Origin of the sequence: Winogradskyella ouciana, assembly GCF_009709615.1 — a bacterium.
GTDB classification, from domain to species: Bacteria; Bacteroidota; Bacteroidia; order Flavobacteriales; family Flavobacteriaceae; genus Winogradskyella; species Winogradskyella ouciana.
The window spans coordinates 114,206-131,017 of the sequence record NZ_WJYA01000009.1 but is presented as its reverse complement, the minus strand read 5'-3'; the positions used below and the strand labels follow the sequence as shown (position 1 = coordinate 131,017).

General features: G+C 34.2%; 12 protein-coding genes. 6 read left to right on the top strand and 6 right to left on the bottom strand.

All coding sequences use genetic code 11. The features are described from left to right. The first annotated feature begins 152 nt into the window (after positions 1–152). A complete protein-coding gene (locus tag F1003_RS14500; RefSeq protein WP_155090154.1) occupies positions 153–1,421 on the top strand; it encodes an MgtC/SapB family protein in 1,269 nt (422 codons plus the stop codon). A gap of 2 nt (positions 1,422–1,423) precedes the next feature. Here F1003_RS14500 and F1003_RS14495 read toward each other — a convergent pair whose 3' ends face one another. Further along, entirely contained in the window at positions 1,424–3,964 is a 2,541-nt protein-coding gene (locus F1003_RS14495; protein WP_155090153.1) for a S9 family peptidase, read from the bottom strand. A 175-nt stretch (positions 3,965–4,139) separates the two neighbouring features. Here F1003_RS14495 and F1003_RS14490 point away from each other — a divergent pair, with 175 nt between their 5' ends. Next, a complete protein-coding gene (locus tag F1003_RS14490) occupies positions 4,140–5,144 on the top strand; it encodes an App1 family protein phosphatidate phosphatase (protein WP_155090152.1) in 1,005 nt (334 codons plus the stop codon). 8 nt (positions 5,145–5,152) lie between these two features. On the opposite strand, the gene ppk1 is transcribed toward F1003_RS14490, so the two are convergent. The 5 genes from ppk1 to F1003_RS14465 form a co-directional block, all read right to left on the bottom strand. Further along, positions 5,153–7,177, bottom strand: a complete 2,025-nt coding sequence (ppk1, locus tag F1003_RS14485; protein WP_155090151.1) for a polyphosphate kinase 1 — start codon at positions 7,175–7,177, stop codon at positions 5,153–5,155. 53 nt (positions 7,178–7,230) lie between these two features. Beyond that, a complete protein-coding gene (locus F1003_RS14480; protein WP_155090150.1) occupies positions 7,231–7,845 on the bottom strand; it encodes a deoxynucleoside kinase in 615 nt (204 codons plus the stop codon). A 3-nt stretch (positions 7,846–7,848) separates the two neighbouring features. Continuing rightward, positions 7,849–8,556: a hypothetical protein gene (locus F1003_RS14475; protein WP_235898390.1), complete on the bottom strand. Its 708-nt coding sequence runs from the start codon at positions 8,554–8,556 to the stop codon at positions 7,849–7,851. Positions 8,557–8,710: 154 nt separating this feature from the next. Further along, entirely contained in the window at positions 8,711–9,394 is a 684-nt protein-coding gene (locus F1003_RS14470) for a response regulator transcription factor (protein WP_155090148.1), read from the bottom strand. Next, positions 9,387–10,916: a sensor histidine kinase gene (locus F1003_RS14465; RefSeq protein ID WP_155090147.1), complete on the bottom strand. Its 1,530-nt coding sequence runs from the start codon at positions 10,914–10,916 to the stop codon at positions 9,387–9,389. The genes F1003_RS14470 and F1003_RS14465 overlap by 8 nt, the downstream gene beginning before the upstream one ends. A gap of 125 nt (positions 10,917–11,041) precedes the next feature. On the opposite strand from F1003_RS14465, the gene F1003_RS14460 reads away from it, so the two are divergent. The 4 genes from F1003_RS14460 to F1003_RS14445 all read left to right on the top strand — a co-directional run bounded on the left by F1003_RS14460 (position 11,042) and on the right by F1003_RS14445 (position 16,812). Continuing rightward, the gene (locus tag F1003_RS14460) at positions 11,042–11,899 is read left to right on the top strand and encodes a GLPGLI family protein (protein ID WP_155090146.1); all 858 of its coding nucleotides are present in this window, start codon (positions 11,042–11,044) and stop codon (positions 11,897–11,899) included. 97 nt (positions 11,900–11,996) lie between these two features. Continuing rightward, the gene (locus F1003_RS14455) at positions 11,997–12,878 is read left to right on the top strand and encodes a GLPGLI family protein (protein WP_155090145.1); all 882 of its coding nucleotides are present in this window, start codon (positions 11,997–11,999) and stop codon (positions 12,876–12,878) included. 161 nt (positions 12,879–13,039) lie between these two features. Then, the gene (locus tag F1003_RS14450) at positions 13,040–13,942 is read left to right on the top strand and encodes a GLPGLI family protein (protein ID WP_155090144.1); all 903 of its coding nucleotides are present in this window, start codon (positions 13,040–13,042) and stop codon (positions 13,940–13,942) included. Positions 13,943–14,022: 80 nt separating this feature from the next. Further along, the gene (locus F1003_RS14445; RefSeq protein WP_155090143.1) at positions 14,023–16,812 is read left to right on the top strand and encodes a TonB-dependent receptor; all 2,790 of its coding nucleotides are present in this window, start codon (positions 14,023–14,025) and stop codon (positions 16,810–16,812) included.

The following is a 16,812-nucleotide window of genomic DNA, read 5'->3' as shown; positions in this document are numbered from 1 at the left end:
CTGACCAGTTTATAGTTTAAAGCCTCATCAATTGATGAGGCTTTTTTTTTATCGTTTACGTTAATAAATTTAGTTATTGAAACGAGATGTTTTTTGGATTTGCTCTAAATTTCGTCAGAAATGTGTAATTTTCTAATAGCCAAAAAAGACATATGGATTATTCAGATTTATCGACATTAGGTATTGCCTTTGGTTTAGGGCTATTGGTTGGATTGCAACGTGAAAAAACTGATAACCATATGGCAGGTGTGCGTACCTTTACGCTTATTACAGTTCTAGGTACCGTTTCAGGTTTATTAACTCTAGAATTTGATAATCCTTTTATTTTACCTGTGTTGGGCTTGTGCATGGCGGCAATGCTTTTGATGGCTAATTATATAAAACTTAAAAAACTCAATCAAGCAGACATTGGTCAAACTACAGAGGTTGCGGCTTTATTGATGTTTGCCGTTGGTGCTTATCTTGTTATGGGAAGTCAACTTATTGGTGTTCTTATAGGTGCTTCTGTTGCCATTTTATTGTATGTTAAAGAACATTTACACGAATTTATAGAAAATCTTAAGGAGAAAGATTTATCTGCAATAATGACTTTGGCTGGTATAAGTTTAGTCATTTTGCCAATTCTTCCTGATAAAACCTTTGGGCCTTACGATGTTATCAATCCTCGGAATATCTGGTTAATGGTTACACTCATTGTTGGGATTAGTGTCGTAGGTTATTTCATTTACAAGTTCGTAGGGAAAAAGGTAGGCGTGATCTCAAATGGTATTTTGGGTGGTTTAATAAGCAGTACGGCAACGACGGTTAGTTATGCGAGGAAAACTGCAGATAATGCGTCAATTAGCAAAACGGCTGTGTTTGTAATTGTCACAGCATCAGCCATATCTTTTGTGCGAGTTTTGTTTGAAGTCGGTGTAGTTATTCCGCAGTACCTCAATATTATTGCTGTACCTATAGGAGCAGTAATTATTTTTATGGCGTTGACTGCAGTCGCTCTTTTCTATCTAATCAATAAAAAAGATTCAGAAGAAGAAAAAATGCCTGAACCTAAAAACCCAGCACAGTTTAAAAGTGCATTGGTTTTTGGATTGCTCTATGGTTTTATACTCTTGGCTGTAGCATTTACCAAAGAAAAATTTGGAAATAATGCATTGTATATTATTTCAATAATAAGTGGTTTAACAGATGTTGACGCCATAACACTATCATTATCCCAATTGATAAAGGAAGGAACTCTAAAAGCTACCGTAGGGTGGAAACTTATACTATTGGCAGGACTCTCTAATATGCTCTTTAAAGGAGTTATGGCCATAGTGCTTGGTGCCAAAGAAATAATGAAATGGATTATTATTTCTTTTGGACTCACAATCGCTTTCGGATTACTAGTTATGTTCCTTTGGCCTGAATCCTGGTTTTTTTAATACTAGGATTTAGTTTTAGGTTTATCCCTGTTTATTTCCGTAATATCTACTTCAGTAGCTTCTTTTCCTAAAAGATGTTTGCTAAAATGATCTGCTCTTAGCCAAAATGAGTATTCCGTCATACTTCCAAAACCATGACGCTGTCCTGGCATCAACATAAAGTCAAAACGCTTGTTGGCTTTTATTAAAGCATTAGCCATTCTAATTGTACCACCAGGGTGAACGTTATTATCTACATCTCCCGTAATCAACATTAACCTTCCTTTTAGGTTATCGGCAAGTGATTGATTGTTGTCTATGATATACTTGTATTTGGTATTACCATCTTCATCAGTTTCTTCTTGTACTCCATGGTGCGTTTCACTCCACCAGCTATTATAAATAGCATTATCATGATTACCAGCTGAAGACACAGCTGCTTTAAAGAAATCTGGATAAACCAAAATAGCTGCGGTGCTCATAAAACCACCACCAGAGTGTCCGTAGATTCCAACTTTTTCAATGTCAATAAAATCATGTTTATCCGCTAACTGCTCTGCTACATGACGTTTATCTGCCAAACCATAATCCCTTAAATTCCCGTAACCATAATTATGATACCACTTAGAACGATCAGGATGACCACCACGATTACCCATGGTTACAACAATAAATCCTACCTGTGCCATACGGTCTAGTCTATCCATACGTACAGAGAAAGATTTATTGACCGCTTCAGTTTGAGGGCCTGGATATACATATTCCAGTAAAGGGTATTTTTTAGTAGAATCCATTTCAAAAGGTCTATACATTACTCCGTAAATATCCGTAATACCGTCGTCAGCTTTCATTTTAAAAGGCTCTGGAAACTTATAACCTGTAGCCATAAGTTGTGACAAATCAGCTTCCTCTAATTCCAAAACTACCTTGCCTGCACTGTTTCTCAATTCTGATTTTGGTACTGTATTTACCCTTGAATAATTACTAACAAAAAAACCATTGGAGTCAGCCATATCTGTTCTTGTGTTAAAGTTACCAGGATTCAGTGCTTTCAAGCCAGTCCCATTTAAATTAACTTTATATAAATGTTCGTAATATGGATCTTGGTCTTTTGGTATACCATGAGCTGTGAAGTAAAGTGTACGTGATTCATCATCTACTCCAATAGCACGTTCAACATGAAAAGAACCATTAGTTATCTGATTTTTTAAGTTTCCATTAATATCATAGAGGTAATAATGTGCCCAGCCTGTGCGTTCTGCCCAATGCAACATTTCTGTTTCATCATTTAATAATACTAAGGGACGTGATTCTATATAGGTATTAAATCGCTCTTCTATCAATACTTTAGATTCTCCGGTATTTATATCAGCGACACAGATATCGAGCTTTTTTCGGTCTCTACTGATTGTGTTATAATAAATTTTTCCTTTTTTTGAGAGCAGCAAGGCAGGGTTAAAATCATCATCGTAATTTGATTTTTTCAAGGGTTCGCGATAGACTTGGACACTTTGCTGTTTTACTGTATCTAATTGAACCTGTAAGCTACTTTTGGTGGGCATATCAAAAACATGAAGTTCGGTTTTGTAAAATTCATCTTCACCTGGCATGTGATATTTATAGGTTTCTAAAGTTGGTCTTTTGCTCGCCGTGGTATTGATAACCCATAACTCATTTATGTGTCTTGAATCTGTTCGTTGAAACACAAACTTTTTAGAATCATGTGACCATAGACCATAAATACGTTGTCGTTTGTCTTTGTTTTTCTTCATGGACTCGTTGGTTTCACCTCTTCCGCTACTTCCTCCATAAGAATAATATAGTTCTCCGTCTGTAGTCCATTGGTTTTCAACTATTGTGCTGTCTTTTTCGTTTTCAACGGCTTTCAGAAAGTTCTCTTTATCCATCCAATACAAATTATAGTTCTTTGAGAACAAGACTACAGAACTGTCAGGAGCAATGTTTGCCCATTTTTTCCACTCTTCTTTACCTTTCTTTTTATTGCTTAAAACAGTTAAGTTATTACTGCCAAGAACATATTCAAAATGATAAACTTTATTTACCATTTTTGGTTTACCCTTTTTCTTTTTCTTGGTTTTAGTAGAATCGGTTTCTTCTTCTCCATTTTCACCTTCGTCTTCAACTTCTTTTTCTTCTTCTACTTTTTCAGTTGAGGTAACATAAAACCGTATCGCAGTTTCGTTTTTTACAAACTCAAAATTAAAGCGTGGTAAATGCTTTGCGTCATAAGGATCTTTGGTTATTTCGGTAAGCCATCTGGCCATTTTTTCATTGTCAAACAGTTCTTTTTTGCTTCGCTTATCGGCATCAACGATGTAGTACTTAGAACCTTCAGTAGTCTTGTATTGATACCAAAAACGATTCCCATTTTTTAACCAATGTGGTCTAACAGAAGTAGAGTGAACCAATTTCCCTAAATTAGTTGGTGAGTATTTAGCAGCGGCTCTATAGTTGGGTGTTGGTGTACTACTTTCTCTAGCAGTTTGAGCATTTAAAAAACAGAATGATAGGCAAAAAAATAGAAGGAGAATAAGATTCTTCATGAATTGAGATGGTTTGAGTATAGTTCTTGATGTTTGTGTTGCTACTAAAATACTTTGAAAAATTATGAACTTAGATAACTTCGATAATTTTTAACATTTATTAAGTTATTTAGTTTGTATTATTATTTCGTATATGCGGATTTTAGTATCTTGAAATTTTTAAAATTTGATTTCATTGGGCTGGTTAAAAAAAGATCCATTACAAATAATTGCATTTCAGGGTTATGGCACGGATTCGCATTTCTATGCGCGTGGAAGAGCTTTGGAGGACGAATCTATTGACCTGGAAGACCAGCATATATGGCACCTTATTGTTAATACATGGAAACGTTTTGAAACCGATGAAATCAAAAATGTTGATATTAATATTAAGCTACCCAATAATAAAATTTTAAAGGGAGTTACGGACAATGATGGATACTACAAAGTCGAAGCAAATCTCCAAGATTTAAAGAAACTGACCAATGAAGAAGGATGGCTGTCTTTTGAGCTCTCGTACAGTGATGTCAATATTAAACGAACCATACAGAATGAAAATAGGTTTCCTGGTGAAATATTAATTCCGTCCACTACCTCACAATTTGGTGTTGCCAGTGATATAGACGATACCATTTTGCATACAGGTGTAGTTTCTATGTTAAAGTGGAAAGTGGTTTACAATTCAATTTTTAAACACGCCAAAAATAGAAGTCCGTTAGAAGGTGCAGCTGATTTCTATCACAGACTCCACAGAGGAGCTTCTGGAAAAAATGCAAACCCGATTTTTTATGTAAGCCACAGCCCATGGAATTTATATCGTTATCTAGAATTATTTTTGAGACAGAACAATTTTCCTAAGGGGCCAATTTTATTACGAAGTCTAAGTAATTTCTTGAAAAGAAAATCTTTGGATGAAAAGCCACAAAAGCAAAAGGAAATTCTTAATCTTCTAAAAACTTATCCTGATTTACCTTTTATTTTAATTGGTGATAGTGGTGAGCACGATCCAGATATATACATGGAGATTGCCGAAGAGTTTCCAGATAGGATACTAGCCATTTATTTAAGAAGTGTGAAGCATAAGAAAAAAATGATAAGGGTAAAAGGGTTGATAGAAAACTATAAAACCACGCAAGTTTTAATGGTTGAAAAAAGTGCTCAAGCCATTGACCATGCCAGAAAAAATGGATTTATACAATAGCTTGTTTATTAAAGCTTATTCTCAAAATACTCATAAGTAGCATATTGTGCCCTTACCTTTTTTTTGGAATTGTCGACGTATTCATTTTTCTGTTCAGCATCTATAATTCTGGCCTTTGTGTTGTCACTTAACTGTATTTCTATTAAGTCTCTTAAGGTCTTATGCACATCCTTATCGTAGATAGGTGTCAGTACTTCTATACGATGGGTTAGGTTTCTGGTCATCCAATCTGCAGAACCTATGTAAATTTTTTCGTCACCACCATTACCAAAAATATAAACACGTCCATGTTCTAGAAATCGATCTAGAATACTTATAATCTCAATATTTTCGCTTTGATTTTTAATGCCTGGCACAAGACTACAGATGCCTCTAACGATTAGCTTTATTTGCACTCCGGCATTACTTGCCTTATAAAGATACTCAATCATGGATTTGTCTTGTAGGCTATTCATCTTCAAAATTATATAGGCCTTGTTACCATTTTTAGCATGCTCTATTTCTGCATTAACTAATTTTTCAAGCTTGTTTCTTGTAGTGTAAGGGGAAACTAAAAGTCTTTTGGTTTTGGGAACTATAGTAACCTTTTGTAAAACTAAAAATACTTTGTTTAAATCTTTGGTTATTTTTTTATGAGCTGTGAGAAGTCCATAATCCGTATAGAGCTCTGCAGTTTTCTCATTAAAATTTCCTGTACTAATATAAGCGTAGCGTTTCTTCTTGTCATTTACTACCCGTTCAATGTATAAAATCTTAGAATGAACTTTTATATCAGGATAGCTATAGATTACCGTAGCACCATTTTTTTTGAAAATATTACCCCATTTAAGATTGTTCTGCTCATCAAATCTGGCTTTTATTTCAATAAAGACAATGACTTCTTTTCCGTTATTTGCAGCTTTGGCAATGGCAGTATTTAATCGAGATTCGTCTGCCAATCTATAGAGCGTCATTTTAATGGTAGTTACCGTTGCATCTTCTGCAGCATTTTCAACCAAATTAATTACAGAATCAAATTGCTGATAAGGATAATGGAGTAATTGGTCTTTTTTATCTATTGCATCAAAAATATTTTCTGTACTTGATAGTATAGGATGCGGTAATGGCTCTAGTTTTTTAAACGATAAATCTTTTTCAGTAGGATTAGGGAAGGCAAAGAAATCCTTAAAATTATGATGCCTGCCACCCATAACCAAGTCCGCATTGTAAACATCCAAGGCCTCTTTCAATACCTCCTGAAATTCCTCTGGCATTCTTTTGTCGATGAGAACTCTTGTGGGCTGACCTTTATCTCTTTTTGGTAACGAATTTTTAATCTTATTCATTAAATTTCCTGAAAACTCATCCTCAATATATAATTCCGCATCACGTGAAATTTTCAAGGCATAGTAAGTGACTTCATCTTCAGGATGGTTTTCGCCGAGATTGTATTTTAAAATATCGTCAATAAAGGTGGTGAAGTGCTTGCCGTTTTTTGTAGGAAACGTAAAAAATCGAGGCTCGGAATCTGGGATTTTTACGAGTTGAAGTTCTCCATTCGATAGAGTAGTTAAGTAGGATGCTTCATTTTCAACAAAAATAGACTCCGGGTTCTTATGAAATGAATTTTCTAGATCTAAAAGAGGTTTTAACTGTTCTTCAAAATAGGTTTTTGCAATTTGTTTTTGAGAATCGGTAAACGCATGGTAGTCAATTAAAACAATACCTTCTTTTTCTAAATCTGGAATTATTTCATTCTTAAATATATGACCAAATTCCTCTTGTTGCTTGTGGACTTGCTTTTTAATTTCCTTTAAAACCTTGTTGGGTTTAGTAATAAGTTTTTTTCTTAAAGGCTTTTTTAAACTTTTAATTTGCCTAATGTCTGAAACCCTTACTCTAAAAAATTCATCAAGATTTGAAGAGAAAATAGCTAGAAACTTTATGCGTTCATAAAGCGGATTTCTCTTGTCAGTTGCTTCTTGTAGCACACGATGGTTAAAGCGTAGCCACGATAGGTCACGATGGTAAAATTTGGAATTGTACAATTTCATTGATGTAAAAATAAAACTATTTAAACTGAAATTGTGTTACTTAATTCATAAGATTAAAACAGACCATGAATTTGTGCGTCAATTTTATTGATAATGCCACCCAAATCTTCAGGATTAGCCACAAAATCTAGATGGTCTACATCTATAATAAGTAAGTTGCCTTTGTCGTATTTGGTAATCCAAGCTTCGTAACGCTCATTTAATCGGCTTAGGTAATCTATGCTAATGGTGTTTTCGTAATCGCGACCACGTTTATGGATTTGGTTAACGAGATTTGGGATAGTACTACGTAAATAAATCAATAAATCTGGACCTTTTACAAACGATTCCATCAACTCAAATAGAGAGGAATAATTTTCAAAATCGCGATTGGTCATTAATCCCATGGCATGAAGGTTGGGTGCAAAAATATGCGCATCTTCATAGATGGTTCTATCTTGTATAATATCCTTTCCACTATTATGAATCTGGTTGACCTGACGAAATCTACTGTTTAAGAAATAGACTTGTAAATTAAAGCTCCAACGTTCCATCTGATTGTAAAAATCATCTAAATAAGGGTTGTCAACAACGTCTTCTAATTGTGCTTCCCATTTGTAATGTTTGGCTAGTAATTTTGTGAGCGTAGTTTTTCCAGCTCCTATATTTCCTGCAACAGCAACATGCATAATTTATTCTAGTTTAAGTTGGTATCGACGTAGAATTTCGTCGTCGTAAATATACAAGGTTTCATTGGTTACCAAAAACTGATTTATTAACAAATATGGATGCTTAATCGGTTGAATTTTATTACCCGTCTTTGATAAAATATGTAATGAATTTTCTTTTTTTAGAATTAAATATGCTTTACTAAAAGCTAAACTCTCGTAACCTTCATTTTTGTGTTTAGAAATTAAACTTCCGAAGTAACTGTAAACGTAAAGGTAGTTTTCGGTAAGCATGTAGCAATTGTTATAATCGCTTTTAAGGTCCAATACGTCGGACTGCACTGGCACCGTTTTTAATCGTACTTTATTAGTTTTGTAATCATATAATTCTAACTGCTGTAAATCTTGATTAAAAATCCAAAGCGTATTGTCAAAGCCTGTAGAAACAAAGCTAACATTTTTATAAGGCTGCACGGTGTTAAAGTCAATCTTAAAAATCTCGGCCAATCGGTTGTCTAAAATGATAACAGTATTGAAATCTCGATAAAAAAGATTGATTTTTAAAGGGTTAAAAGTGTTTGCAGACGTAATCTCACCAAGTTGAAAATTGGAATAGGTAATAGTAGTGTCTTTTGCTTTTTTGTGAAACGTATGATCTTCAGTTGAGTAATATAGTGTGCCAAAAGTATCTACGCCAAAAATCCTTTCGACTTTAATGGATGTTGAATCCATAATGCTAGCTGAAATTTGTTCTTGGGAGAACAATGAAACACTAAATAAAAAAAAGATATAAATAGGCGCTCTCATACGAACGAGAAAAGTACAAAAATTGAACCACTTTCTTGCTAGAGTATTAGGTTTTTAAAACTTGAAAAGTCTACAATGTTCAAACAGTCAATTTATAACCAAACCCTCTAACATTTATAATCTGAATGGTTTCGTCCTTTTTTAGTTTTTTACGCAGTTTAGTGATAAAGACATCCATACTACGTGCCGAAAAGAAATCATCCGTTCCCCAAAGTTTATTGAGTATGACTGAGCGGTCTAGTACTTGATTTTTATTATTTATTAAATGAAAAAGAAGATGCGCTTCTCTGTGCGTAAGTTGAATGGTTTCTTCATCCTTAAATTGAAGTCGTTGTTTAGGGAAATCAAAAATATAGTTTCCAATTTCTAAAATTTTTGACGCTTTCTGAACTTTAGTACGGCTCAACAAATTATAAATCCTAACAATTAACTCTTCCATACTAAATGGCTTTTTAAGGTAATCGTTGCCGCCAATTGAAAAACCCTCAACCACATCTGCAGTCTGCGATTTTGCGGTTAAAAAAATAATAGGAATAGTGTCGTCTATAGCTCTAATCTCTTTTGCTAGAGTAAAGCCATCTTTTTTCGGCATCATAACATCTAACACTAAAATTTCTGGCGATTCAGATTTGTATTTTTCAAAAGCTTTTTCACCATTGTCGCATAAAATGACTTCAAAATCTCTTGTTTCGAGACTTTCCTTTATAATTTGCCCTAGTGCAGATTCATCTTCGGCTAATAATAATTTTATTTTACTAACCATTTGGAAGTGTAATTTTAAAGGTCGTTAAGTTTTTGTTTAAATCTAAAGAGATGTAACCATTGTGCTTTTCAATAATGGTTTTTGTATAATATAAGCCAATTCCAAAACCTTTTACATCGTGCGTATTACCTTTTGGTACACGATAGAATTTTTCAAAAATACGTTCTCTATTGTCTTTGGATAGCGTATTTCCGTTATCCGAAATAAGGATGTCAAACATATTTTTTTTTGGAATTAAATCAATGGAAATTAGCTCTCCACCATATTTAACGGCATTGTCTAAAACGTTATTTAAGGCATTTTCAAAATGAAAGACATCAACGTTGGCCTTTAAGCTTTCGACCTTAAAACTGGTATTAAATTCTTTCTCTGGATATTGAATTTTGTAACGATTAACTAGCGAGTTAAGCAACTCGACACAATCTATCGACTCTTTGTTTAATTCTAGGTTATCACTGTCTAAAGTTGCCGTTTCCAGTAGCTTTTCAACCATTAGGTTGAGCTTACCTAATTGTTCAGAGGACATTTTGATGTATTTTTTTGTCTTCTCTTTGTCTTCAATAGCATTAAAATTATTGATACTTTCTAAGGCGACTCCAATAGTGGCAATAGGTGTTTTAAACTCGTGAGTAATATTACTGATAAGATCATTTTTTACTTCGGCGAGTTGTTTTTGATGTTTTATGATGCGCAGTAGATAAAACAGACAGCTTATCACTGCAATTACCAATATTGTTGATATTAATATACCTGTTAAGCTTCGTTTTAAAATGGTAGAAGTAGAATTAAAAAAATATAGTCTTAGCGAACTGCCCTTAGGTAAAAAAGTCGATTTTGATGTGGTGCTGAGAATGTCCATATGTTTAAGGACAGAGTCTCTTGCTGTATGGATAATTGGTTCAAAATTTTTATTGGGTAAATTTTTATCAAAATAGAGCTTGTGTTGTATGTTAATGTTTTTTCTTTCAAATTCAATTTTCATTAAGCTATCTACCTTTTTTAAGTCTAAAGAATCATTACTTATTGCAACGACGACTTTAGATGTAAGCAACTCAAAACTTGAAGGGCTTATACTGTCAATGAATTTATAATTGCCAACTCTAAGTTTAAATGAGTCTTCGTTAATAGTTTGGTGATCCGTATGATAGCTAAAGACTGCAGAATCGGCTTCTCTAGTGTCTATAAATGTGAAGCTTTTGTAATTATTTGTTTTTAAAGAGTCTATGCTTTTTAGCCCTTTGGAAGGATGGTCAATTTTTTTGAGAAGTTTTGAAATTTCCGTCTCTGGATTTAATGAATCAACAATGTAATTATTGATTAACGAAAAGTTAAGTGTGGTGCGTTCAGCTAAGGCAGCATAATAATCATCTACGGCTTTATCCAAACTTATCTGCACATCATTGATTAATTGCTGCTTATTGGTTTGGTAGTTCTTGTAATTCCAAAACACCTGAATACCAATAGTGATAGCTATCACAGCAATAATTATGTACAGTATCCATTGATATCGTTTATCGTTCATATTTCAAAAGTAAATGTTAAAGTTTAATTATTGACCATTGGTTAACACACGTTAACGTTCATTAACGCTCAGAAAAGTGTAGATTGTAGATATTTGTATTGTAACATTTATAAAATTCAATCAAAATGACAACAATTATTAGAACATTAGTCGTAGCAATAGCGCTTAGCGTAACAGGTTTGCACGCCCAAGATTTTCAGGGTGTGGCAACCTACAAGACACATCGAGATATCGACATTAAAATGGATAGCACTCAGGTAAATGACGAGATGCATGCCAAGATGGTAGAGATGATGAAAAAGCAATTTCAAAAAACATACCACCTAGATTTTAACCGAGAAGCTTCAACCTACAAACAAGAAGAGGAATTGAGTAAGCCGCAAGTTGGTGGAGGAGATTTCCAAATTGTGGTTATGGGCAATGGAGGCGGAGATGATGTGCTCTATAAAAACACAAAGGAAAACCGTTATGCCGAATTGAGAGATACTTTTGGCAAGCTTTTTCTCATTAAAGATGAAATAGAGCCTATTGAGTGGAAGCTAGAGTCTGAAACTAAGTTCATAGGAGAGTATCAATGCTTTAAAGCAACGTACACCAAAATGGTAGAAAAGCCTAGGGTTGTTGTGAGTACGGATGATGAGGAAAAAGAAAGTGATCTAGATAAAGAACCAGAAATGGAAGAGCGTACAGTAACAGCTTGGTATGCACCACAAATTCCAATAAACAATGGTCCGGATAATTACCAAGGTTTACCTGGATTAATATTAGAAGTGCATGATGGTAAGTTAACCATTATCTGTAGTAAAATTGTTTTGAACCCAGAAGAAAAGGTAGAAATAGCTGAACCGACTAAAGGTAAAGAGGTTTCACAGGAGGAATATGAGAAAATCATGGAGAAAAAAGCCAAGGAAATGCAAGAGCGTTATAGACCTAGAAAAGGCCAGAGAGATGGTGAAAGTTTTTCAATAACTATTGGTGGCTAGACCAAAAGAAAATATTTTGATGTTAATATTATGGTAAAGAGAATAGTAATGTTTAATAATTAATTAAATTCGTTAAACAAAAATAAGTTTATCTATCATGAAGTCCATATTATTAAAATCTAGCATTCTTGTTATTTCCGTCTTATTTTCTAGTTCTTTCAAAGATAAAGACCTAACTGATCCACAAAACAAAATAGGTATACAAGAGTTTCAAGGTAAAGCCATTTATGTTTCAAAATCTACTATGGATTTAGGAAGATGGGGAGCAAGAATGAGTGAAGAACAAAAGAAGCAAGTACAAGCTCGACTTAAAGATAGACTTGAAAAAGAATTCATACTGTCCTTTAACAAGGAAGAGTCTCTATTCTATGAAGACGAACAATTAGATGCTATGTCTGGAGCCACAGATTCTTGGGGAAAAAATTTCGCACCAGGAAAACAGTACAAAAATGTTAAAACCAATACTCAAATTCAAAACCAGGAGTTTTATGGCAAGCAGTTTTTGGTTAAGGATAAGCTTCAAGACATTAAGTGGCAGTTAGAAAAAGAAACTAAGCAAATTGGTAATTATACTTGTTTTAAGGCAACGGCTTCCATACCGACGAGTGATTTAACCTGGTACGACTTTTCATGGAGTCGATTGAGAAGCACCAATGATGAGGAGACAGAAAATGATTCTACAAATACAACCATTGAGGAGCCTAAAGTAGCAATGACCGAAGTTGAGGCGTGGTATTCGCCTCAGATACCTGTAGGACATGGGCCTTCAGAATATTGGGGACTACCAGGATTAATATTAGAAGTCAGTGCAGGTAACACAACCATGCTTTGCACAAAACTTATATTAAATCCAGAAGAACAAATTGAGATAGAAGCACCAGATAAAGGAAAGGAAATTACTAAGGCAGAATATCAAGAAACGATTGTTTCTAAAATGAAGGAATTTCGAAATAATAGAATGGGTCGAAGACGAGGTTAATTTTATTAACACAACTTTAACGCAAGTAATTATTACGTTTTGCATCTAAATAAGTCTAATGCAATATCAATTTAGTTGATTGTCGATTTATGTAATACTTTTTTTAATCAATACTTAAAATTATAAAGCTACATTTACCACTCAACATTAACCTTATTAAGATGAAAAAACTAGTTTTTAAACTTACATCATTACTGTTATTTTGCTTCTGTACGGTTTCGTATGGGCAAGACTTTCAAGGCAAAGCGTACTACCAAACCAAAACAACTATGGATTTAGATCAATTTGGTGGAAGGGAGATGAGCCCTGAGCAAAAAAAGCGTATTGAAGAACGCATGAAGAGTTTTCTTGAAAAAGAATACATCTTAACCTTCAACAAAACAGAATCTATTTACAAAGAAGACGAAAAATTAGAGGCACCAGGTTCTGGTGGAGGCTTTGGTGGTTTTAGTAGTAGTTTAACAGGTGGTCCTAAATATAAAAATGTTAAGGATAAGGAGTTGATACAAGATCAGGAATTCTTCGGAAAGCAATTTTTAATTAAAGATGAATTAAAAGGGCTAGAGTGGAAAATGGGAACCGAAACCAAACAGATTGGTCAATACACATGTTTTAAGGCAACAGCCACTAAAACCGTAGATGAGTTTGATTGGAGAAGTATGAGGCCAAGACGAGGGAGAGATCGAGACAATGACGAAAAGAAAGAAGGAGAAGAAGCCAAAGATTCTACTAAAGTAGATAAGGACGATCCAATGAGCCAGATTGAAGTGCCAAAAACTATTGAAGTTACAGCTTGGTACACTCCACAAATTCCAATTAACCAAGGTCCAGATGATTATTGGGGCTTACCAGGATTAATTTTGGAAGTCAGCGCAGATAGAACAACAATACTGTGTACAAAAATTGTAATGAATCCTGAAGAAAAAGAGGAGATTGAAAAACCTGAAAAAGGCGAGGAAGTTACACAGGCCGAGTATAATGAGATCATAACCAAAAAGATGGAAGAGATGCGAGAAATGTACGGAGGTCGTCGAGGTGGCCGTGGCGGAGGACGTAGAAACTAATATAAATGCATCTAAAGTTATATGGGAAAACTTCTATCAAAGAAGTTTTCTCAACCAACCAAAAGAAAACAATCAACAACATGAAAAAATTATTATTGCTACTATGCATAGTAGCATCAAGCAGTTCCTTTGCTCAAATTAAAATGCAAGGTATAGTAAAGGATAGCATTGGGACTCCTTTAGAATTGGCAAATGTTATTGCCATCAACCAAGAGAGCAATACACTTGAGTCTTATGCTACTACTGACGAACAAGGTAAATATATTTTGGCCTTGGGTAAAAATGGGAAGTATAAAGTACAGGTCAGTTACATTGGGTATAAAACCGCAGATGAAACTGTTACTACTCTTGATGCTGACATCACTAAAGATTTTATCCTTCAACCAGACAATTCATTAGATGCTGTAGAGTTGACGTATGAAATGCCTGTGACCATAAAAGGAGATACTATAGTCTATAACGCAGACTCATTTAAAAATGGTAGTGAACGTAAATTGGAAGATGTACTTAAAAAACTGCCTGGTGTAGAAATAAATGCTGATGGACAAATTGAAGTAGAAGGAAAGGTTGTTAACAAGGTTATGGTTGAGGGTAAGGATTTCTTTGATGGAGATACAAAACTGGCAACCAAGAATATTCCATCTAATGCTGTGGATAAGGTACAAGTACTTCGTAATTATGCTGAGGTTGGTCAGTTAAGTGGTGTACAGAATAACCAAGATAATGTGGCAATAAACATTAAACTAAAAGAAGGAAAAAGCAACTTTTGGTTTGGAGATGTTACGGCAGGAGTTGGTACAGCACCCTCACCTAATGATGAGTTGTACTTAGTGCAGCCAAAGTTATTTTACTATAGTCCTAAATACAGTGTCAATGTTATAGGCGACATGAATAATATTGGTGAAGTAGCACTAACCAATAGGGATTTAAGAAATTTTGGAGGAGGCTTTGGATTTAGAGCACCAAGTAGAACAAGTGGTACTAATATTAATTTAGGTAACAATGGTCTGGGAGGATTAACAAATATCCAAAACTCGCAAGAAGTAGTGACAAAACTAATAGCTACTAACTTTAGTTATTCACCTAATAAGGCATTGGATTTAAGTGGCTTCGTCATTTATAACAGTAGTAGACTTAGAACCAGAGAAGAAAGTTTTATCGACTATATAGATATTGAAGACGATCCTAGTACTCCAATTGATGAATCAGCAAGTGTGCCACCAGATGAAGCTACTGTTTCAACAGGTAGGGAAGCGTCTAATCAGGCTATAGCTAAATTAAGTGCTACCTATAAACCTAATGTTAATAATCAATTAGATTATGATCTTTTGGGTCGTATTTCAGATGATAAGGAACGACAGAATTTATTTTCATCAGTCGTTGGCAATACTAATCAATTAGATACTGCTAAGCCCTATAGCATTAATCAAACTTTAAATTATTATTATACGCTCAACGAGAACAACATTTTTGCTTTTGAAGCACAACATTTAATAAAAGATGAAGATCCGTTTTACAATGCATTGTTGATGAACGATCCATCTAATAATGATGACCCAGATAATGATGCTTTTGATGACACAGCTGAAGGCTTAGGTTTAAATAGAGATCAGTTTGGTTATGATATCAACCAAGAAAGACGTGTAAAATCTAACCAGTTAGATGCGAAGTTAGATTACTATAATATTCTGAACACAAAAAGTAACATCAATCTAACCCTTGGGACGATATTGAGCAATCAAAAATTCAACTCCAATATATTCCAGTTTTTAGATGATGGTACACGTTTTGACCCAACACCAACCATTACAGATACAGATGGTAATACCTTGTCTGCAATGAATGATGACGTAGAATACCGATTTGGTGATGTTTATTTAGGTGTTCATTACAGATTCAAAACCGGTAAATTTACCTTTACACCTGGTGTGTCATTCCATGCGTATAGCAATCAGAATACTCAAGGAGGAGAAACCTTTAAGGACAACTTCTTTAATGTATTACCAGATTTTGAAACGCGTATTCAATTTAAGAAAAGTGAGAGTTTAACATTCAATTACCGTATGTCTAATACCTTTACAGATGTTACTAATATTGCAGAAGGCTTGGTGCTAAATAACTTTAATAGTATTCAATTTGGTAACCCAGAACTGCAAAATGCATTATCACACAACTTAAGTTTGTTCTATAGTAGTTTCAACTTATTTAATTATACCAATGTATTTGCAGGTGCCAACTATAGTAAAAATATTGATCAAATACGTTCATTAACAAACTTTGAAAGCGTTATTAGAACAAGTTCATTCTTTAACTCGCAATTTGCAGATGAGAGTGCAAGTGTATTCGGTAGAGTACAACGTACGTTTGGAAAAGTTAGAGCTAGTCTTAGAACTAACTTTAATTATAGTAAACTTAACCAGTTTATTCAAGGCAGACAATCGGTTAACGAGAGTTTTACGCAGAGTTATACTCCAGAAATTAGAACCAATTTTAGAGAGGCTCCAAACGTAAGATTAAGATATAGCTATACGGTTAGGGATAATGACCAAGGTACCAATACGACTAAGTTTATTACAAGAGCACCATCTATAGAGTTTGATGCTTACATATGGGATGCCTTAACCTTTGTTACGGACTTTACTTATAACGAACAAGAAAGTAATGGAAGTAAAGATGTGTTTAAAACATGGAACGCGTCACTTCTTTACAGAAAAAATAGTGATGCTAAATGGGAGTACTCATTAAGAGCCTCTAACATATTAGATATTGATTCTAATATTAGTAATGGTGCTGGTAATATCTCAGTGTTTAGCTCAGAGACGTTTATTCAGCCAAGATTTGTAACTTTTAGATTGACTTATACGCTCTAG

Bases quoted from the DNA above. Each gene is read 5' to 3' on its own strand.
- F1003_RS14500 (WP_155090154.1), top strand. From the start codon at position 153: ATGGATTATTCAGATTTATCGACATTAGGTATTGCCTTTGGTTTAGGG.
- F1003_RS14495 (WP_155090153.1), bottom strand. From the start codon at position 3,964: ATGAAGAATCTTATTCTCCTTCTATTTTTTTGCCTATCATTCTGTTTT.
- ppk1 (WP_155090151.1), bottom strand. From the start codon at position 7,177: ATGAAATTGTACAATTCCAAATTTTACCATCGTGACCTATCGTGGCTA.
- F1003_RS14480 (WP_155090150.1), bottom strand. From the start codon at position 7,845: ATGCATGTTGCTGTTGCAGGAAATATAGGAGCTGGAAAAACTACGCTC.
- F1003_RS14475 (WP_235898390.1), bottom strand. From the start codon at position 8,556: ATGGATTCAACATCCATTAAAGTCGAAAGGATTTTTGGCGTAGATACT.
- F1003_RS14470 (WP_155090148.1), bottom strand. From the start codon at position 9,394: ATGGTTAGTAAAATAAAATTATTATTAGCCGAAGATGAATCTGCACTA.
- F1003_RS14465 (WP_155090147.1), bottom strand. From the start codon at position 10,916: ATGAACGATAAACGATATCAATGGATACTGTACATAATTATTGCTGTG.
- F1003_RS14460 (WP_155090146.1), top strand. From the start codon at position 11,042: ATGACAACAATTATTAGAACATTAGTCGTAGCAATAGCGCTTAGCGTA.
- F1003_RS14455 (WP_155090145.1), top strand. From the start codon at position 11,997: ATGAAGTCCATATTATTAAAATCTAGCATTCTTGTTATTTCCGTCTTA.
- F1003_RS14450 (WP_155090144.1), top strand. From the start codon at position 13,040: ATGAAAAAACTAGTTTTTAAACTTACATCATTACTGTTATTTTGCTTC.
- F1003_RS14445 (WP_155090143.1), top strand. From the start codon at position 14,023: ATGAAAAAATTATTATTGCTACTATGCATAGTAGCATCAAGCAGTTCC.